This is a genomic window from Niallia circulans, assembly GCF_007273535.1.
Classification (GTDB): Bacteria; Bacillota; Bacilli; order Bacillales; family Cytobacillaceae; genus Niallia; species Niallia circulans_B.
On the sequence record NZ_RIBP01000004.1, the window covers coordinates 315860 to 335855 of the forward strand.

The window sequence follows — 19996 nt, forward strand, 5'->3', positions numbered from 1 at the left end:
TTCTGTCTGGTTTTTTAACCAGCTTTCCTGTTCAATCACTATCTTTTATTCGCATATTGCAAACTCAATAACCATTCTACATGTTCTCGTTATGCGAACACAAATATTATATTTCTCTTTTTGTGAATTTTCACTACGTTTTTACAAATATAGTCTAATATTAATAAAAAGGCGGGATGCTCATGGGTGAGATAATGGGGAAACGACTACGTTTGCTAAGAGAAAAAAGTGGTTTATCCCAAAAGTTTGTTGCTGAACAAATTGGAGTGAAAAATAATACTCTTTCTGGTTATGAATCAGGTAATAGAGAGCCTGACTCTGAAACACTAACTAAATTAGCTGACTTCTATGAGGTATCTACCGATTATCTTCATGGCAGATCCGATAATATAAAAGGTTTAACATCAGATAACAATAATTATCATTCTTTAAATGAAATAAATAAATTAATAAAACAATATAGCATGGAGCAAATGGGATTCTTTGATATCGAACAATGGAAATTCCTTTCGCCGCAAGATGTAAAAATCGTCGAAGAACACTTTAAAATGATTGTAAAGCTTGCAAAGGAACGAAATGCTGAACAAAAATAAAGCACCTTGGAACATTTAGCTTCCAGGTGCTATTTATATTATTAAAAGCAAATTCCAATCACGAGGAATTTTTTTGATAATTAAACAGAACATACAATCTAAAATCAATCCACCTAAATACATAGCCATAACATATTAAGTTCTTTCATATATTAGTTCTAACTGTATGAAACTATGCAAGGGAGGAATGATATTATTGAAGGCAGCAGTGTATACTCGTGTATCGAAAGATGAACAATTTCGAGAGGGCTATAGTATTGAATCCCAAAAAGAGCATTGTATTAATTTCACTAAGTCACAAGGATGGGAACTATACGATATATATGTAGAAGAAGGCGTTAGCGCAAAATCACTGAACCGGCCTGCCATTCAGCGCCTTATTGCTGCTACAAAAGAGCATAAATTTGAAGTTGTTGTCTTTTATAAGCTTGATCGTCTTGTAAGATCTGTAAGAGATTTAGATGATCTTCTTAAGCTTTTTGATGACAATAATATTGCCATTAGATCTGTAACAGAGCCATTTGACACCACTACAGCCATCGGCCGCTTTTTAATTACATTAGTTGCTGCAATTGCACAATGGGAACGTGAGACAATTTCAGAACGAGTCGTCGTGAACATGACAAAAAAGGCTTTGTTAGGTGAACGTAACGGTGGAAAACCACCTTTTGGATATAACTATAAAAATGGACAGCTTACTATTAACAAGGAAGAAGCACGCTTTGTAACGGATATATTCAGACTTTATAATAATGGCAAAGGCTTGCGTGCAATTGCCTTGTACCTCCAGCAATTTGGACTTAAAAAGGATGTCCGAACACTTACTAGAATGCTTGATAATCCGGTTTATATTGGTAAGGTAAGATGGGGACATAATTCTAAACTAGAGGACATTATTTCAGAAGACATTAAGCATCCGGCTATCGTTGATGAGGAAACCTTCAAACTCGTACAAAAGAACAGACAACAAAGAACCGTTGCAGGAAAAAAAGCCACTTCCCCCTTTCATTTCTCAGGTGTTTTGCGTTGTGCGAGATGTGGCAGCCCCCTTTCTGGCTACACAAAAAAAGCACGTGGAAGCAAGCATTATATCTGTATTTCAAAAAAAAACCATGGAACCTGTGACCTCCCGATGTTTACCGAAAACACACTAACCACTGAGTTTCTTAACAGCCTGTCAGCGGATAATCCAGAACTCTTTATTCAAATTTCCCAAGAAAAGCTAAAGACTTATCCAATAAAACAACCTGATACATCTCATACAGACTTTTTGAAAAGAGAATTGGCAGCCATAAAAACGCGTAAAAAAACATGGATCAGATCATTAGGTAATCAAGTTATTTCCCAAGAAGAGTACTTAGAAATGACACAAGAAGATACTAAGAATGAAGCATTACTTTTAGAAGAGCTTAACAGCATGGTAGAGGAATATATACCATTAGCTGATGAATTAGTTCTATCTCTATTAAATAATCTTGCTGGCATATGGTTTACTGCAAGTGATTTTGAAAAGAAAAGCTTTATAACTGACTTATTTGAAACAATAACAATTGATGTACCTGCCGATTATAAAAGAGCTCCAGGAAAAACTCCCTCTATACTAATCAAACACTTCAAACTTAACTAAAAGTTCCTTTTGCTGGCGATACCAGTGGCAATGGCGATGAATCTTTTCGGTCACGGCATTGCCCTTTCCGGTGACTATGTTATTCAAGCAGCACCAAAACTGACAGCAGATGCAGCAGGAATTCCCGTTGAATCTGTGATGCAGGCCAGCATACCTCTTGTAATTGTTATGGGGGTTGTCACCACACTAACTGCCTTTTATTTAATAAAAAGGGATATAAAAAGTGGTAAGCTCACACATAATACAGGTCTCACGAGCACTGACACCTCCATCCTCCCGAAAAAAGAAAATCATTTACTGAGCAACAAACAAAAGCGTCTTTTCTCTATTCTAATTCCGATTCTCTTTGTGCTTGATGTTGCCGCAATGTATATATTAAATCTTCAAGGTGGAGATGCAACAGCACTAGTAGGCGGAACCTCCATTTTCATCCTTGTCCTTATCACACTTGTCAGCTATAAAAACAAAGGCCTCGAAAAAACCACAAGCTATTTAATTGATGGATTTCAGTTTGGCTTTAAAGTGTTTGGTCCAGTTATCCCGATTGCAGCATTTTTCTACCTTGGTGATTCTGGATTCACCACCATCGTTGGCGATTATCTTCCAAAGGCTTCACTCGGACTCGTCAATGACCTCGGTGTCGCACTAGCCTCAACTGTTCCTCTTACAAAAGAAGTTGGCGCCATCACCTTAACAGCAGTCGGTGTTATCACAGGCTTGGATGGCTCTGGCTTTTCAGGAATCTCACTTGCTGGCTCCATCGCCGGCTTGTTCGCCCATGCGATCGGCACAGGAATAAGTACTTTGACTGCTCTTGGACAGATTGCAGCGATTTGGGTTGGGGGCGGTACTCTAATACCTTGGGCACTTATCCCAGCAGCAGCCATCTGTAATGTTGACCCCTTTGAGCTTGCCAGACGAAACCTTATTCCTGTTGTCGTCGGCTTAGCTGTTACTACATTTGTAGCGATATTAATAATCTAAAAAAAGCTCCATCTATATCTGTGTATAGATGGAGCTTCGTCTTTTCTTCCCTTATTGCCCTGCTTTGCCCCTTTTGTTTAAGCTTACCTTAACTATTTCGTAAATTGTAATCCACAAGAACAGCCATATAAGCCCTAATGTATAGCCGCCAATTATATCTGATGGGTAATGGGCGCCGAGGACAATTCTGCTTACGCCAATTAGTAATACAAATAAGAATGCTACTGCAGCAGCAATCCATCTCTGTGCTTTATTTTTCAGGCCGCTTGCGATTAAATAGGCAATAAACATATAGAGAATAAATCCTACCATTGCATGCCCGCTTGGGAAACTCATGCTGTTGGCATCGGTAATTTCATGAAAGGATGGTCTTGGGCGGGCGACAGCTTCTTTAATAATTTTATTAAATTCATTGCCAAGTCCGACACTAAGCACAAATGCAGCCATTCCTGCATAGTCCCTTCTTCTTATCCAAAGCCAGGCGATCACAATAATTGCGATTGCCCCAATGCCTATTTTATCGCCAAATTCTGAAATAAATTTAAAAAAACCATGGGAATTGTCAGGAAATAAATTAATGATAGCGTTTTGCACACCCTCATCAAAAAATAGGTTTTTTCCATTTTTCACAATTGAAATAGTATAAATTAATATTACAAATGATAATACCACTAAAGCCAATGCTGTTTTTGAGTTCCTGATTCTCATTTCTTCCTCCACCTGCTAAATGCTTTTTAATGCCTATTTTATCAAATGCTGCATTTAATGGAAATATACATTACAGGAATTTTGGGCTTTCTCCCTCTATAAGCAGATTATAAGCTGGTGTTGTTGAAATGTCTGATACGATAGCAATTTTTCGCTGTTTCCCCAAGCTGTTCTAAAAGATTATAATTAGCCACCGCACCAACTGCTGCACCAATGATTGGAACAAGCTGCAACAGCTTCACAAAATCGATATAATCCCTGTATTCTTGCTGCAGCTCCTGCCAATCAAGCTTGAGCACCTCTGCTTTCTTTGCTTCCCAGTTTTCGATAATGTCAAGTAAGTATGGCTTTCTACCTTCACTGGAGAATGCCAGCTGAAAAACATACAGAAGAAATACCCTCTCTTCATATTCTTCTGGATCATGACCATACAATACTGCGGACTCCATTAAAAACTTCATTTTAATTGCGAGAAGCAATGGGAAATCTGCCAATCCGACAAGAATTCCGCCTGCTCCGGTTCCAGCCCCCTCAACAGCTGCAGCTTTTTGGAACTGAGCAATTTTCTTTTCCATTTCTTTATCCATTTCGGTAATGGTTCTGTTTGTGCTACCAGGCTTTTTGGTTATTTTATTTGTGCCAGCAAGTGTTGCTGTTATCATTTGTTTAATCGCTTCTGTTATAACTTTGTGGACTTTAGCAGGAATATAGCCATTCATTTTATTCTGTGCCTTTTTGGATACACGGTTTAGCATAGATGGCCGCTTCAAAATTCGTCGCTTCCATTCCTTAACCTCCATCATGGCAATGCTCTCATTTTCCTTCATGTATTTCGCCCCTTTAAATATGCCTTACATTTGTCTCTTATCTTATACATACGTATTATTCCTCTATTTGTTCCCTTTCTTAGTCACTTTCACCATAAAAAAAACTCCCAAAAGGGAGTTTTTCGGAAGCCGACATTAAGCCTGCAGTTTTTTGCTCATATAAAGGGCCACAAATAAATAAGTGAAAATGATGCTAGCAGCTAGCGTCATAAGCCCCATTGTCCAATCTCCTTTTATTGCTATTACAGCAGACAAAATAATTCCTTGGACAGAAAGTACGGCAGTGATTGTCTTTTTAAAGGACGCTTTACGAAAATCAATCGACAGCGGGTACAGATTAATCCATATCTTGTCCTGGTAAGCATTCCATAATGGCATAAGCTGAAGACCTGTCAAATATAAAAATAGAACTGCAAGCAATACTTGCCCAATTCCAAAGGAAAGGAAAAATAATGCTATTCCTCCTATTACGGTAAGCCTCACTGAAAGACCTAAATAATCTCCCGAACGGAAGTAGGTTCTCCAATAAAGATTAGTAAACACAAGTTGCTGGCTATAGCCAATTCGATTAACGAATACATCCAACAGCTTTCTTCTTTTTATGCGGTTACGTAAATGAGGCACGTCTGTGAACATATTTGCTAATTGGTAAAAGCCTGCCATGCGCTTTTCATCCTGTGCAATCAAAAACTCCCATTTGATCCCTAACTGGCTTGTCGCCTTCTGGTAATAGAAGAATAGAAGCGCCAATATAACTAAGACAGCCACTACAAACAACGGTGACGCATTTGAAAACATTAACAACAGAATGACAAAGTTTATGCAAAATCGAATAAGTGAATCTGCTATATGGTGATTAGTATTAACATAGTGCTGCACATGCCAGCGTATCAGCAGGTTTATCCCCTTAACGATACTTAAAACAAGGAAGAAATACCAAAATGATTCGAATTGTCCATCATTCACTCGTGCATAAAGCGGCATTAATAAACCAAGCCCCATAAGCAGCAGGTAGACTTGAAATATAAAGCTTAAAAGCAAACAATTAAGAAAGTACTTTTTCATCCTGGACTCTACAGGTATCAAAAATATTCTGTCGGCATCCTTTAAGAAGGTATATATCGGGCTTTTCGTTACAAGTAATGAAAGTAATATCGCCATAATCCAAGCAACAGGGAACCCTGAAGGAATGTTTTTCAGCCATTCCTGATAATAATAAGCGCCAGCTCCCAGCAGAAATACGAGCACAAGCACAAGATGTCCATTAAGAATATATCGTAAATATTGGGTATATTCCTTCACCGTGGAGTTTATCCTGTCCCTCCACAGCTGCTTTTCACTGAATTCAATCATGGCTCTCTTCCTTTGTAAGCCTAATGTAAATATCATCAAGTGTTGCATCAGGCATTTGGAATTCCCTCTTCAGCTCATCCATTGTCCCAGCACATTTGATTTTTCCCTCATGAAGGATAATAATTCTGTCGCAATATCTCTCTGCTGTAGCGAGAATATGTGTCGACATTAAAATACCTGCTCCCTCTTCCTTCATTTTCTTCATCATATCTAAAAGTGATTGAATCCCAAGTGGATCTAGTCCAACGAAAGGCTCATCGACTATGTAAAGAGATGGCTGAACTAAAAAAGCACACATAATCATGACCTTTTGCTTCATCCCCTTGGAAAAATGGGCAGGAAACCATTTAAGTCTTTTTTCCATTCTAAATTCCTGCAAAAGCTTGGGCATTCTTGTTTTGTATTGCTCTTCTGAAATGCCGTATGCCATCGCAGTCATTTTTAAATGTTCTTCTAATGTAAGTTCATCATATAAAATGGGGGTTTCCGGAACAAAAGTAAATTGCTTACGGTATCCATCTTTGTCTTTTTCAAAGGTGCTACCATTTATTTGTATTTCCCCTTTATGTGGTTCCATCAGCCCGATAATGTGGCGGATTGTCGTACTCTTCCCAGCTCCATTTAATCCAATCAATCCGACAATTTCATTTGAATCAATGGAAAAGGAGATATCCTTTAGAACCGGGTTCCGAGTATACCCTCCCGTTAAATTTTTCACTTCTAAAAGCGCCATTGAATACGTACCTCCAAGTTTGTGTTATCTATATTTTAACAACAATTAACGTTAAATTGAAATTTTTCATCAGGTTTTATTTTTTTGTGTATATATATCCTTCAAAGCGGACATTCTATTTATTGAAGGGGAGCACCACTTAAATATTGTTGAAAACATTCAATAATAAAAATGAGGTGTTTGCAAAAGATTATTTTCTGAAATAATCCAACTGAAACTTCCATTCGTTCACAACAAGGGGATGGTTAGCTTGCATTATTTGTTAAGTATGCCAGAAGATCAATACACCAGTAGTTGCTTATCCAAGTAGTTATTATTTCCATTACGGAATGAGGTGTGGTGTCGCAGACTGTCATCTATTCTTTATACGTTAACCAACATATAAAGACCTAAATTAAGGGGATGGTTCGTTTGAACAATGATCGATTTTTCTCATAGAAAACAAATCATTATTAAATGAGGTGTTTATCAAAGAGAATGACCTTTAACAGAACGCAATAAGAAGTTCCTCTTCAACGAGGCAGGATCTCTTGATCCTGTCTCTGTTTTTTTTGTTTAATAAAAGCTGTTAGAACAATCTCCTCTGTTTTTTCTATCGGCTATGATAAAATATATAGAAAACAATTGGAAAAGGAGAATTTTTAATGAGCGATTGTATTTTCTGTAAGATTGTCGCAGGCGAAATCCCTGCAAAAAAAGTATTTGAAAATGAACATGTTGTTGCTTTTTTAGATATTAGCCAAGTGACTAAAGGCCATACATTAGTCATTCCGAAAACACATGTTAAGGATATTTATGAATTGACGCCAGAAATTGCGAAAAATCTGTTCGAGGTTGTTCCATCCATCGCCAACGGAATCAAGGCAGCTTTTGAACCAGTCGGCCTTAATATCCTAAACAATAATGGCGAAAAAGCAGGCCAATCTGTTTTCCATTATCATTTGCATCTTATCCCTCGCTACGGAAAAGGTGATGGCTTTGGAGCAGTCTGGAAAACAAACTTTGATGCCTATTCAGACGAGCAGCTTGTCCAAATTGCTGCCGACATTAAGGAAAAGCTGTAAAGAATAATACAAAAAAATTTTTCTACATAAAAAAGCTATTGGATAATAGCTTCACAAAATCGCTATCTATGATTTTTACAAGAGGTTTCACGATGCAACCTCTCTTAAATATTTTTTTAGTGTAACAAAGGCAGCCCTTACCCCAAGTATGGCTGTCTTTTTTTATCTGTACAAATCATCACAATTTGTTAGTATAAGGGTAAACTTCGTCTACAGAGCACAAGGGGGAAAAAATATGAAACGCGCATATAATTTTAACGCTGGTCCTGCAGCACTTCCAGAATGGGTATTGCAGGAGGCACAAAAAAGCTGGATGGATTTCAACGATACAGGCATGTCTGTAATGGAGCTTAGCCATCGCAGCAAGGATTATGAAGCAGTCCATAATGAGGCTAAAGCCCTGCTTGCATCCCTGCTTTCTATCCCGGAAAATTACGAAATTCTTTTCCTCCAAGGCGGTGCAAGCCTGCAATTTACAATGGTACCAATGAACCTTTTGGATAACGGCCAAACTGGCTATTACGCACTAACTGGCGTGTGGGCAGAAAAAGCACTTAAGGAAGCTGCTAAAATCGGCAAGGCAGAAATTGCTGCTTCAAGTAAGGAAGATAACTATACGTATATTCCTGAAGCAAGCGATATTCAAGTTCCAGAAAATGCAGCATATCTTCATATTACTAGCAATAACACTATCTATGGAACACAATGGCAAACCTTCCCGACTGGACTTAAGGTTCCAGTGATTGCAGATATGTCCAGTGATATCTTGAGCACACCTATAGATGTCAAAAATTTTGACATCATCTATGCAGGCGCACAAAAGAATCTTGGACCATCTGGAGTTACCGTCGTTATCATAAAGAAGGATCTTATTAAAAAGAATCCAGCATTGCCAACGATGTTAAGCTATGAAACACATGCTAGCAGTAACTCCTTATTTAATACACCGCCAACCTTAGCCATTTATTTATTGTCCCTTGTGCTTAAGTGGGTAGAAAATCAAGGCGGTCTTGAAGCGATTGCTGCGATTAACAATAAAAAAGCAGAAACTTTATATAATGTCATCGACAATAGTAACGGTTTTTATAATGGACATGCAGCTAAAAACAGCCGCTCTAAAATGAACGTAACATTCACATTGCAATCAGACGAGCTAACAAAAAGATTCTTGGCAGAAGCAAAGCAAGCTGGTTTTGTTGGACTGAACGGACATAGATCTATCGGTGGATGCAGAGCGTCCATCTATAATGCAGTGCCATTAGAACATGTAGAAGCCCTCGCTGAATTTATGAAGTCTTTTCAGCAAAACGCTTAAAAAAAAGCATTTTTAGCAGATAGAAGCCTCTATCTGCTTTTGTTGTTTTAACTTACAAATCCATATATATGCAAAACATTAGTAAAATAAGCTATAATGAGAAAAAAAGACGAGGTGAACAAGATGAGTGGAAAAACATTTTTATCAGGATTTATTATAGGCGGTCTTGCAGCAGCAGCAGCAACTATATTCACAACACCTGTATCTGGCAAGGAAGCAAGAAAAGCATGTGTGGACAACAGTAAGGCCTTCTTAAAGGAATTTAAGGATTTAAAAGAAGACCTTATTGAAATTAAAGACAGCATTGCCACTGCCAGCAAAGAAGGCAAAAATGTCATCGGCACCTTCGTTGACGATATTAAAGTTGCCTTGGAGCAATGGAAAATAGAAATTAAACCACACCAAGAACAACTTAAAATCGAGTTGAACGAAATTGAAAAAACAGTATCTGAATTAGAAAACAACTTAAAAGAACAGCAATAACATAAAAAGAGAGGAAACCTAACACAGCTTCCTCTCTTTTCATTATCTTCCTAATACTTCATTCACACATGTTAAATATCCTAACATAAAAACCGCTATTTTTCAGAAAAATAAATATACGCATATAGTAAATACGAAAACTCATGTTAGAAAAAAAATTTCAAGTTTTGATTCTGATTTTTCTTACAACTTATTTATTATTCATTTCTAACATCAGTATTTTTAGAGTATGAAAATATTCAATCACATAACTATTCTATTTCAGAATTAATCTTATGCTAAAAACCTTCAATTCAAGCTGTTCGCTCCACTTAATATGCCGCCCGCTTTAGAACGTTAATGTGTAGAATCCATAAATAAAATGGGTGAATTTTTATTTGAAAGGAGAAATAATTATACAATAAAACGTTTTCTTTCAAAAAATATGCTTATTTCTAAAAATTTTGCTTATTTTTTCTTTATTAATTTTTGTTTTATTGGCATAATGATTATAGATAATAGAAAAGTAGGTGAATAGATTTGGGGATGAATGAAAAAGAATGCTCAATGAAGGAAGCTTTAATGTTTACTCAAAGAGTAGGACAACTCAGTAAAGCACTATGGAAGTCGATTGAAAAGGACTGGCAGAATTGGATTAAGCCGTATGACCTTAATATTAACGAACATCATATTTTATGGATAGCCTATCAATTAAATGGTGCCTCCATATCAGATGTGGCGAATTTCGGGGTAATGCATGTCTCAACAGCCTTTAACTTCTCCAAAAAGCTGGAGGAAAGGGGTTTGCTCCAGTTCTCAAAAAAAGAAAATGATAAACGTAACACATATGTGTGTCTGACAGAAAAAGGCGAGCAAATGTTTTTAAGCATTATGGAAGAATATAATCCAGAAAATAGTTCTGCTTACTCTGCTGCTTTGCCGATTAAAAACTTATATGGAAAATTTCCTGAATTGCTGGAAATGATGACAATTGTTAAGAATATTTATGGAGAAAACTTCATGGAAATATTCGAAAAATCCTTCAGTAATATTGAAGACACTTTTGTTGAACAAAACGGGCAGCTTAAACATAAAGAACCGGCGCCTATGAAGTAATAAACCAATACTCGTAAATGGGATAAAAGAAAGAAACAAAAAAAAGATGAGACGCTGTCTTATCTTTTTTTGGTTTAACAGACCAGAAAATATTCATAAACAACTATTGATTTTTTAGCCTTTTCGTCGTAAAGTAGCATGGTGAGTTTTATTAAATTAGAAAATTTCTCCTAACGGAGGGTGATTAGAATATGAATTGCTGGAAGACAATCAATTTTCATAAACAGTACGGCTTTCAACGCATACTATTTATGTCTTCCTTGACAATGGTTTTTACTTTTTTGTTCCTTTATACTCCGACAATTGCGCTTTTTGGGCATAACGGCTTAAACGATAACTACTTTTTTACATTTGTAGCAGCATTCCTGCTCGTTTATCCTGTTCATAAACTGCTTCACTTTTTACCGGTTGTACACTTAGGCAGCAAAATTAAAAAGTCCATTGATGTTCACGGCCGTATTTTCCCGTTAATTTGTATACGGGCAATCGACCCAATTGGAAAAGTAAATTTTATCTTTGCTTTAATTATGCCAATGCTTGTTATTAACAGTGTATTGATCATTTGCTGCTTCCTTTTTTCCCATTATGTTCATTATTTCTTAATTATTTTCGCTTATCATTTTGGCATGTGTGTACCGGACTTTATCCGTATTAAAAGTCTATGGAAGTCACCTAAGTCTTGTTATGTGGAAGAAAACGAGGACGGCATTGAAATTTTGGTAAGTAATGTCAGCTAATGCTTGATGCAAATAAACTAATTGGACATACGATAATAAAGGAATGAAAAGGATGCATGTATTTAACTGACAAATCATAGGATATAATACTATCTTTTTATTCCTTAATTTGATATTGTAAGTATCATACAACAATTCTGTCTCAAGGAGGGAATCAATGATGATCTCCATTTTTATTATCTTAGCCATATTAATATTATATAATATTAATAGAATGACAAATGCATTATGTAACCAAAAGGAAATACCGGAAGATAAACAACCTAAGGTTTTCCGCACAATTAATGTCCTTATCACGATTCTTTTGATTTCTTCCTATGTTGATTTATTATTTAGTTAACATAAACGGAAATATAAGTTTCATAGTAAAGGCAAATGATACTTTTAATGAAAGGAAGCAGCGATTTTCATCGCTGCTTTTTTTCATTTAGAGGCTATTAGTAAACCCAGCTTGCTCCGATGATGATAAGCAAAATGAACAGCACCACTAATAACGCAAATCCTCCGCCGTATGCACCTGTACCTGACATGAAGACTCCTCCTTTCTATGTTCAATTCTTGCTGTCAAAACTTAGCTCTTATAGCCAAGCAGCGCCAACAATAATTAAAAGAATGAAAAGTACTACGATTAACGCAAATCCTCCGCCATATGCATGACCCATAGTAACACCTCCTTCTAAAGCTGCTACTAATTTTTTTGTTAACTATTAAGACTGCACGACTTGCTTGCTAACAAAAGTCAGTTTCTTGCAGTGAAACATTCGCTGCCCCCTTACCCTGACTCCTGCACAACCTAGCACGAATAAGCCTCAGGCAAATTCTTAAGCTGTTTTTCAAGCTCAATGTATCATATGTCTAGGACCAGAAAACGGAACAGAATATTTACCCAATTTTTTTATTAACTGCAAATTCTAATGAGCGTTAAGCTTTGTAAAAAAGCTGATTTTTGTTCTTTTCAAAATTTATGATATAGTAATCATTGGATGTTACATACTAAACTAACTTAGGAGTGTTTAACTTGAAAAAATGGCTACTATCCATCTCTCTAGCTGCTGGTGTCATTGGACTCAGTGCATGTAGCAATGACAGCTCTGATGCAGTTGTAAAATCAGATGCAGGTAATATCACTAAGGATGAACTTTATGATGCAATGAAGGAAAAGTATGGTGCTACCGTACTGCAATCCCTTCTATATGAAAAGGTACTCGAAGATAAATATAAAGTTTCAGATGATGAGTTAAATGAGCGGGTAGATAGTATTAAAGCACAACTGGGAGACAATTTTGATTTGGCACTCCAACAATACGGCTATAAGGATGAAGATGAGCTGCGTTCTATGATAAAAACAGGAATGCTTCAAGAAAAAGCCGCTGTTAAACAAGTGAAGGTAACTGATGATGAAATTAAAGCATATTACGATGATTATAAACCAGAGATAGAAGCACGCCATATTCTTGTTGCAGATAAAAAAACAGCTGAAGAAGTGAAGAAGAAGCTGGATGATGGCGAGAAATTCGAAGATTTAGCGAAAGAATATTCAACAGATACAGCAACGAAAGATAAAGGCGGAGATTTAGGCTGGTTTGGAGCAGGTACGATGGTTGCTGAATTCGAAGATGCTGCTTATAAGCTGAAGGTGGACCAAATAAGTGATCCAGTTAAGACAGAAAATGGCTATCACATTATTCAAGTCACTGACAAAAAGGAAAAAGGGAAATACGAAGATGTTAAGGACGAAATGGAATATGATTTGAAAGTGTCCAAGCTAACTTCTGATATCATTAACAGTGCGATGACTAAAGAATTGGAAGATGCCGATGTTAAAGTTGAGGATAAAGATTTGAAATCCGTACTTGATTCAACATCCACTGATTCCACAAGTGGTTCAACAAACGAAACAAGCAAGTAACATAGAAAGGGAAACTAGAGATAATCTCTAGCTTCCCTTTTAATTTTCATACACTCTTTCTTTATCACTGCCTATTTTCTTATGCTTTTCCTCCTCCATTCGTTTAATATAAACATCGCCTTCTCTTTCGATAATTTCCTGCTCTTGCTGCCTATCCTCTTTTCCGGACTTAACAGCCATAAACGCACTTACAACAATACCTCCCAATACAAACAGCACCCACATTGGTATCTCAAACATACTATTAGCTCCCTTCTTGCGAATTGTTTTCTCTTAATTACTACATCATATGCTAGAAAAGAAAGGATATTCATCTTTTATAGCAAGACATATAAACAGGCTTCCTTCATAGGAAGGAAGCCTGTTGTGTAATCTATTATTTGTGGAAGGAAGGCTTGTAAAAAGATCTGTTTTCCAATGGGAAAATTCTTTCGGAGAATTCGCCTGGTTTTACACGTTCTAGTGCTCTGTCCAGCATATTCATCTTCGCATCCAAATTATCAATATAATGAAGAATTTCTGCTTCTTTAATAAGAGGTGCTTTTGGGCTGCCCCATTCTGCTTTTCCATGATGAGATAGCACTAAATGCTGAAGGATCATTACTTCCTCCCCTTTGATGCCAAGCTCATCTGCTGCCTTTCCTATTTCATTTACCATAATTGTAATATGTCCCAATAGATTTCCCTCTACAGTATAGGAGGTTGAAATTGGTCCAGACAGCTCTTCTACCTTCCCTAAGTCATGAAGGATAATGCCGCCGTACAGCAGGTCTGTATCAAGACTTGGATAAAGCCCTGCAATCGCTTTGGCTAAATCAAGCATGCTGACAACATGATAAGCTAAGCCTGAGACGAACTCATGATGGTTCTTCGTTGCCGCTGGGTACTCAAAAAACGCTTTCTGATGCTTTTTAACAAGATGTCTTGTTATCCGCTGTATGTTAGGATTTTTCATGTCAAAAATATATTGGTTTACTTTTGCTTGCATTTCTTCGCTTTCAAGTGGCGCTGTTTCAATAAAGTCTGACAGTCGTACACTTTCCTCTTGGGAAACAAGCTTTATTTGACGGATTCTAAGCTGCATTCTGCCTCTGTAATTTTGTATATCCCCATTTATTTTTACAATTGTTTCAGGCTGATATATTTGCTCATCTGCATCTGTAGCATCCCATAGCTTTGCTTCTATTTCTCCACTTTTATCTTGGAAAATCAATGTTAAGAAAGGCTTGCCATTACTGGCCATTGCCCTTGCTGAACTTTTTATCAGTAAGTGAGAATCAAACTGATCTCCAACGTCATAGTGTAGGACTCCTTTTTTATCCAAGGTACTTTCGCTCCTTTTTCATCTATCTTTATTCGTTCCTAGTATAACATTATTTGCTTCTAACGGTCTCTCTCTAAAGAGGCCTGCATAAGAGAATGAATTTGCCCCTCTGGAAAATGTTCGAGTAAATGGCTGTGGCATGTAAAGAAAAGCAGTTGATTGTCCCTGCATGTTTTCAAGAGATCAAGCACCATCTTTGTCCTTTTACTGTCGAAATTAACAAAGCTATCATCAATAATAATTGGAAGAGGATATTTCTGGTAAAACGTTTGCGTAAGCGCGAGCCTTATTGCTACATAAAGCTGCTCAGCTGTCCCTCTGCTTAGCTCCTTCGCTTCAAAAAAGGTATTATCCGCCCTTTCCAGTAAAAATCCAATTCCTTCTCCCTTCGGCAATATCCTAACATATTGACCTTCTGTTAAAATGGCGAAATACTCCTCCGCCTTTTGCAGCATAACAGGCAGCTGTTTATCTTTATAGGCATTGACCGTTTTTGTCAGGAAATGCTTGGCAACAGCATATTTCCCCCATTCCTTGACTTCCTCCTGAAAATCATCCTTCAATTGTTTAAACAAATGCAATTTCTCTGTATAAGTTCCACCGCTTTCCAATTCGGAAATTGTAATTCCAGTTGTGGCGCTGTCTTTCATAATCTGCTTGATTCTGTCATTTATTTGTGCAAGCTTTTCAGTTAAGCGCGACTTTTCGGCTTCTGGATTTTCCAAACTGTAAAGCAAGTCTATCTCTTCTTGCGAAAAACGAAAGTGAGCTAATTTTTCCTGTAATGCAAACAGCTTCGCATCCAAGTTGAGCTTTTCTGTATACAGCTTACCCTTTTCACGGTATTCCTCTTCTGTTTTCACATCAGCAAGTGCAAGCAATTCAGCAGCTTCTGACGAAAAGATAGAGAGCTCTCCAGCTAAACCATTTAACTCATGAGCATATTCCTCTATTGCCCTTTGATTCTCTTGCCAGTAGATTTTCTTTTCCTTTTCGTCTCTGATACTATTTACTAGCTGAATCGACATATGGGTGAGCGATTCTGCTCCAGCTGAAAAAAACTGCTCATAAAAGCTCGATATTCTTCCAGCTATTTGTTCTGATTCTTTCTCTATTTCCGAAATATCATCTAAAATAGCCGATTTATCCTTTAGTTTCATTTTCCAGTCATCCAAAAGTAAATAAGCATCATAAATAAAATCACGTGCAAGCTGCTCTGGTATTTTTAAAGCAAGGCTAAGCTCCTTAAGAACTTGCTGGTGCTCCCTGTATTGCTGCTCCCAGGACTCAAAGCCCTGGAGAATTCTATCATATTCCCGTGTCTGCTGCTCCAGCTTCACTAGATTCAGGCGATAATTTTCTCTTGCTTGATTGTCCCTTTCAAGTGCTTCCTTAAGCTCATATACGTCAGACACTTTGCTCGTGCCTTTCTCCTCATTCGTGGCTGCATTTTCTTGCTTCAGCCTTTTTGCCTTAACTTGCAAATCCGATCGTTCCTTTTGGGCGGATTTTAGCATTGCCAGGTAATATATGATAGCTGCAAGTCCACCAATCACAGCTGCAAGCACTAAATACGTCAGACTTTCTGCCGCCCCTGCTATTCCAGTGACAATTAGTAAAATCAGAATAAATAGAAACTGCATATTTGCAGCAAAATGGTTTTTTCGATTTACTTGCAGCTGATTTTGGACATTATCCAAGTCACGTGCAAGCATAGCGACCTTTTCTTTATGCCAGTTGATATTTTCCGCTGCTCTAAGCTGTCCTTCTAACGCCTTCCTGTTTTCATCAGAAAGCAGCCTTGCTTCCATTTCAGCTGTAGAATGTTCAAGCGCTTCAAGCTGTAGCTGCTCTTCCTTAAGCCTTGAATCAAGCTCCAATCGTGAAGATTTAAGGCTTTTTTGCTTTGCATCTGCATTTGCACATTGCTCTTTCATGAAAATGCTTGTATTAATTTCTGAAATATCATCCGTTGTTAACGGAATATGCAATTTTTCTTGAAGGACCTTGATGTCCTTTTCAAGCATAGAGAGCTGACTTATCAGCTGATTTTTTCGCTTTTGCAGCTCTTCATAAACAGGCATTTTTCCGCTTGCTTCTGTGATTTCGCCTGCAGCTTTCAACAGCTTTTCATTTGGCTGAAGCTGTGTCTGCTTCTCCTTTAATACCTTCATTTTGTTTTGCACATGTTGAATTTGACTTTGCACTGTCAGCATTCTGTCCTTACTACGTTCCCATCTTTCTAACCCGCCATTCGGAAAGGCAAGATTCTTATAATTCTTCCGATTGCCTTCCGTTACTTCTATTTCTAAAGCAATTGGAGCTGCCTCCACCCATTTTTCGAGCTTGCCGATGTTCAAGGCAAGACTAGCTATATCAGCTTCTGCTGCTTCCAATTCTTCAGCAAGCTGTTCTCTTTTCTCCAATAGCACTCGATATTGACCATTTGTTTTTTCAGCACTTTTCAGCTGCTGATGGGCATCCTTTAATTCTATTAACAGCTCATTCAGAACTGGCTTCTTACCATTTGGTCTAAAGCGTGCATCCAGCTCCTTTTGCAGTTCATTGTCTGCTTTCGAAATGCTGTCTGATCCAATCACACCTGTCGAAAATAAGAATCTGCCAATTTCCTCACTTTTTAAGCCGTGGATGTTTTGCAAGCCGTCAAGATTAAAGGAAAAGATAGATTGATAAAGCCCTTTATCAACACCTTGCAGCAATTCTCCAAGCAATTGCTCTTGTCCTTTGTGGCCATTCTCCAATACAACCGTAACATCACCAGCTGCTTTCCCTTTAACACGCTCAATTGTTGCCAACCCATGCTCTGGGAACCATACTGTTAGCTTTCCGCCATATTTATGCTGCAGTTTCGGTTCATATCTTAGCTCTGTTTGTACCTTTGTAGGAAATCCGAACAGAATGCTGTGGATAAAGCTCATAATCGTAGACTTGCCTGCTTCATTTTCTCCAAAAAAAACTTGGTTATCTGCATCTAAATCAAAGGAGATATTCTCTAGTTTCCCATATCCATATATTGTAATTTTTTTAATTCGCACTATTTTCCACTCCCTATGAGGCACCATTCAGCATGGTGAGCAGCAGCCGTTCTGCCTCTTCTGCCAGCTCTTCTTTCTCTCGTTCTGTCAGTTCCGAAAGATAGCGGTAAACACCTGGGTGACGATAGATTGATGCCACGGCCTCATCTATGGATTCAGTTTGTTGCACAGCTTGAAAAAGCTCTGAAAAAAACGCAGATTCTGACTCAAGCTTTGCCTTATTCCAACTGATATTTTCTGTTATCGACAGACTCGAAATCCATGCAAAATTTGTTTCATCGAGCTCGTTCTCCTGAAGTATCTCCAATAATTCGCCTGCTTGAAGACTGCCGATTCCCTCTGCGTTTATAATCGAAATGGCCAAAATAGACGGCAAGCCTCGATCTCTTTCCTTTTCTTGAGCAATATGGCAAAGCGCCAAAAGCTCGTCGGCATTTTTTGTACCTGCGGCATCTATTTGCACAGACTTCCATAGACATACTGCTGTCGGAATAAACTCCAGCTCAGCATCCCGGTTGTTCAATTTAACATAATAACAGCCCTTCTCTCCTGTTTCCTTTTTATTTCTCCCTTGAATATTTCCTGGATACACAACAGGGGGATCTTCCTGCAGTACTGCTCGTTTATGAATATGACCCAATGCCCAGTAATGCATTTCCTTTGAAGCTAACTCCTGTAAGTTAAAGGGAGCATATGGACTGTGATCGCTGTTTCCTTCCAAGCTGCCATGTAAAAGACCTATATGGTAATCGGCAGCGCCTGTTTTTTCATATGTATTTATTCTTCTATCAAATAAATGCCTTGTTTCATAGCTGAAGCCGTATAAATGGATGTTCGTGTTTCGTTTTTTGTGCTCGAGGACAGTCAGATTTGAAGGGAAGATATGGACATTATCAGGAAAGCTTACTTCCAGCCAGCTTCCACTTAAATGGTCATGATTCCCATGGATAATATATACGTCAATCTCGCTAGCTTTGAGTCTTTCCATCTCTTTTTTGAAAAGGATTTGTGCTCGCAGGCTCCTATCTTCCCCATCATAAATATCTCCTGCGATAAGAACGAAATCGACTTGTTTTGCAATCGCCGTATCAACTATTTTCCTGAAAGACGCGAAAGTACTTTCGCGCAGCTGCGCTCGAATAGGAGCAGGCAGATTTTTCAGTCCAAGCATGGGACTGTCCAAATGAAGGTCTGCGCAGTGTATAAATGTAATTTCTTCCATACTACTTCCTCCTTTCTTCTAATATATTACCATCATTAAAATACGAATGCACGTTCCTATTCACTATAATTCAAGATGCATTCCAATTGGTATACAGTGAGAGTCAGGTCCATGTCCTAACTGTTCTGTTTTTGCAATCGGAGTTCGATATTTTTCCGTGTACTGAAGTAAAAGCTCCTCTGCTGAAGGACTGCAAGCATTCTTTTCCATATAAGTGAACGTTCCTAACAGAATGCCAGAACACTTTTCAAAAATCCCAAGCTGGTCAAGCTGAGCAAAATACGAGCCAATAGCCGCAGGGCCTCCTCCAAGACTTTCAAGAAACAGAAGCTTCCCTTCTGAATCAGGCATATATCGTGTGCCTGCCAGCTTCAAAAAGCATCTTGCATTGCCCCCAATTACACATCCACTCATGTCGCTGCCGCGGAGCCATCTATATGAAAAGGTTACACTGTCATAAGGAGATTCCCAGCTTTCAAGAAACAATTTTGCAAATAAGTCTTTTTGAAAATTAGCGTCTGGTCCTATCAGATTCATTGCCTGGTAATGAAGATTAGCTATCCCAGTTAAAGCAAACAATGCATTATTTAGGACGGACAAATCGCTAATGCCAATAAAAGGCTTCGGATTGTCCTTAATAACAGTACTATCTATAAAGGAAAGCACCTCATTGGCAGAGTTTCCGCCTGACAGGTCGAAAATAGCTTTAATTTCCTTTTCTGCATATAACTTCATTAGCTCTGCTGCTCTCTGTTTAGGGGTACCGCTGAAAGGAGTATTTTCCTTAACATAAAAGGTTTTTGCATAAACGGAATAGATCCCAAACTCTTCAAGCTGCTTTTCTAAAAACGAATAGGCACTTGCTTTGGACTGCTCTCTTCCATCAGAGCAGGCAATAAAGGCGACTTTGTCCCCCTTTTGTAAAAAACTCATAAAACACCTTCTTTCTTCCTCATAGATTCATTG

The 19996-nt window shown here is 37.9% G+C and carries 20 protein-coding genes and 1 pseudogene; 10 read left to right on the plus strand and 11 right to left on the minus strand.

Going from position 1 to position 19996, the window contains the following annotated elements:
- The first annotated feature begins 182 nt into the window (after positions 1 to 182).
- The 3 genes and pseudogenes from CEQ21_RS09465 to CEQ21_RS09475 all read left to right on the plus strand — a co-directional run.
- The gene (locus CEQ21_RS09465) at positions 183 to 593 is read left to right on the plus strand and encodes a helix-turn-helix domain-containing protein (protein WP_185764407.1); all 411 of its coding nucleotides are present in this window, start codon (positions 183 to 185) and stop codon (positions 591 to 593) included.
- A gap of 187 nt (positions 594 to 780) precedes the next feature.
- A complete protein-coding gene (locus CEQ21_RS09470) occupies positions 781 to 2220 on the plus strand; it encodes a recombinase family protein (RefSeq protein WP_185764408.1) in 1440 nt (479 codons plus the stop codon).
- A gap of 9 nt (positions 2221 to 2229) precedes the next feature.
- Positions 2230 to 3204, plus strand: a pseudogene (locus tag CEQ21_RS09475) (hypothetical protein); the annotation flags it as partial.
- A gap of 51 nt (positions 3205 to 3255) precedes the next feature.
- Here CEQ21_RS09475 and CEQ21_RS09480 read toward each other — a convergent pair.
- The 4 genes from CEQ21_RS09480 to CEQ21_RS09495 form a co-directional block, all read right to left on the minus strand.
- Positions 3256 to 3912 (minus strand): phosphatase PAP2 family protein, encoded by a 657-nt coding sequence (locus CEQ21_RS09480; RefSeq protein ID WP_185764409.1) that lies wholly within the window; start codon positions 3910 to 3912, stop codon positions 3256 to 3258.
- Positions 3913 to 4019: 107 nt separating this feature from the next.
- Complete coding sequence (locus tag CEQ21_RS09485; RefSeq protein WP_185764410.1) at positions 4020 to 4739, minus strand: EcsC family protein; 720 nt, start codon at positions 4737 to 4739, stop codon at positions 4020 to 4022.
- Positions 4740 to 4874: 135 nt separating this feature from the next.
- On the minus strand, positions 4875 to 6092 hold the full coding sequence (locus tag CEQ21_RS09490; protein WP_185764411.1) for an ABC transporter permease: 1218 nt from the start codon (positions 6090 to 6092) through the stop codon (positions 4875 to 4877).
- Complete coding sequence (locus CEQ21_RS09495; protein ID WP_185764412.1) at positions 6085 to 6825, minus strand: ABC transporter ATP-binding protein; 741 nt, start codon at positions 6823 to 6825, stop codon at positions 6085 to 6087. The genes CEQ21_RS09490 and CEQ21_RS09495 overlap by 8 nt, the downstream gene beginning before the upstream one ends.
- Before the next feature lie 644 nt (positions 6826 to 7469).
- On the opposite strand from CEQ21_RS09495, the gene CEQ21_RS09500 reads away from it, so the two are divergent.
- The 6 genes from CEQ21_RS09500 (at position 7470) to CEQ21_RS09525 (ending at position 11859) form a co-directional block, all read left to right on the plus strand.
- Positions 7470 to 7889 (plus strand): HIT family protein, encoded by a 420-nt coding sequence (locus tag CEQ21_RS09500; RefSeq protein ID WP_185764413.1) that lies wholly within the window; start codon positions 7470 to 7472, stop codon positions 7887 to 7889.
- Between the two features lie 235 nt (positions 7890 to 8124).
- Positions 8125 to 9204: a 3-phosphoserine/phosphohydroxythreonine transaminase gene (serC, locus tag CEQ21_RS09505; protein ID WP_185764414.1), complete on the plus strand. Its 1080-nt coding sequence runs from the start codon at positions 8125 to 8127 to the stop codon at positions 9202 to 9204.
- A 123-nt stretch (positions 9205 to 9327) separates the two neighbouring features.
- Positions 9328 to 9687: a YtxH domain-containing protein gene (locus CEQ21_RS09510; protein WP_185764415.1), complete on the plus strand. Its 360-nt coding sequence runs from the start codon at positions 9328 to 9330 to the stop codon at positions 9685 to 9687.
- A 525-nt stretch (positions 9688 to 10212) separates the two neighbouring features.
- Positions 10213 to 10782, plus strand: a complete 570-nt coding sequence (locus tag CEQ21_RS09515) for an HTH-type transcriptional regulator Hpr (protein WP_127736318.1) — start codon at positions 10213 to 10215, stop codon at positions 10780 to 10782.
- Positions 10783 to 10973: 191 nt separating this feature from the next.
- Positions 10974 to 11519, plus strand: a complete 546-nt coding sequence (locus tag CEQ21_RS09520; protein WP_185764416.1) for a DUF3267 domain-containing protein — start codon at positions 10974 to 10976, stop codon at positions 11517 to 11519.
- A 160-nt stretch (positions 11520 to 11679) separates the two neighbouring features.
- On the plus strand, positions 11680 to 11859 hold the full coding sequence (locus CEQ21_RS09525; RefSeq protein WP_185767209.1) for a hypothetical protein: 180 nt from the start codon (positions 11680 to 11682) through the stop codon (positions 11857 to 11859).
- Between the two features lie 97 nt (positions 11860 to 11956).
- On the opposite strand, the gene CEQ21_RS09530 is transcribed toward CEQ21_RS09525, so the two are convergent.
- Both CEQ21_RS09530 and CEQ21_RS09535 read right to left on the minus strand, forming a co-directional pair.
- Positions 11957 to 12049, minus strand: coding sequence for a YjcZ family sporulation protein (locus CEQ21_RS09530; RefSeq protein ID WP_127736325.1), 93 nt, complete (start codon positions 12047 to 12049; stop codon positions 11957 to 11959).
- Positions 12050 to 12097: 48 nt separating this feature from the next.
- Complete coding sequence (locus CEQ21_RS09535; protein ID WP_060670486.1) at positions 12098 to 12181, minus strand: YjcZ family sporulation protein; 84 nt, start codon at positions 12179 to 12181, stop codon at positions 12098 to 12100.
- Positions 12182 to 12537: 356 nt separating this feature from the next.
- On the opposite strand from CEQ21_RS09535, the gene CEQ21_RS09540 reads away from it, so the two are divergent.
- Positions 12538 to 13428 (plus strand): peptidylprolyl isomerase, encoded by an 891-nt coding sequence (locus tag CEQ21_RS09540; RefSeq protein ID WP_185764417.1) that lies wholly within the window; start codon positions 12538 to 12540, stop codon positions 13426 to 13428.
- A 39-nt stretch (positions 13429 to 13467) separates the two neighbouring features.
- Here CEQ21_RS09540 and CEQ21_RS09545 read toward each other — a convergent pair whose 3' ends face one another.
- From CEQ21_RS09545 to CEQ21_RS09565, 5 genes are all read right to left on the minus strand, one after another.
- Complete coding sequence (locus CEQ21_RS09545; protein ID WP_144451896.1) at positions 13468 to 13668, minus strand: sporulation YhaL family protein; 201 nt, start codon at positions 13666 to 13668, stop codon at positions 13468 to 13470.
- A gap of 136 nt (positions 13669 to 13804) precedes the next feature.
- A complete protein-coding gene (gene yhaM / locus CEQ21_RS09550) occupies positions 13805 to 14752 on the minus strand; it encodes a 3'-5' exoribonuclease YhaM (protein ID WP_185764418.1) in 948 nt (315 codons plus the stop codon).
- 59 nt (positions 14753 to 14811) lie between these two features.
- Positions 14812 to 17808 carry an ATP-binding protein gene (locus tag CEQ21_RS09555; protein WP_185764419.1) on the minus strand — a complete coding sequence of 999 codons (2997 nt, stop codon included), beginning with the start codon at positions 17806 to 17808 and terminating at the stop codon, positions 14812 to 14814.
- Positions 17809 to 17821: 13 nt separating this feature from the next.
- On the minus strand, positions 17822 to 19030 hold the full coding sequence (locus tag CEQ21_RS09560) for a metallophosphoesterase family protein (RefSeq protein ID WP_185764420.1): 1209 nt from the start codon (positions 19028 to 19030) through the stop codon (positions 17822 to 17824).
- 63 nt (positions 19031 to 19093) lie between these two features.
- Positions 19094 to 19963 (minus strand): S66 family peptidase, encoded by an 870-nt coding sequence (locus tag CEQ21_RS09565; protein WP_185764421.1) that lies wholly within the window; start codon positions 19961 to 19963, stop codon positions 19094 to 19096.
- Between the last annotated feature and the right edge of the window lie 33 nt (positions 19964 to 19996).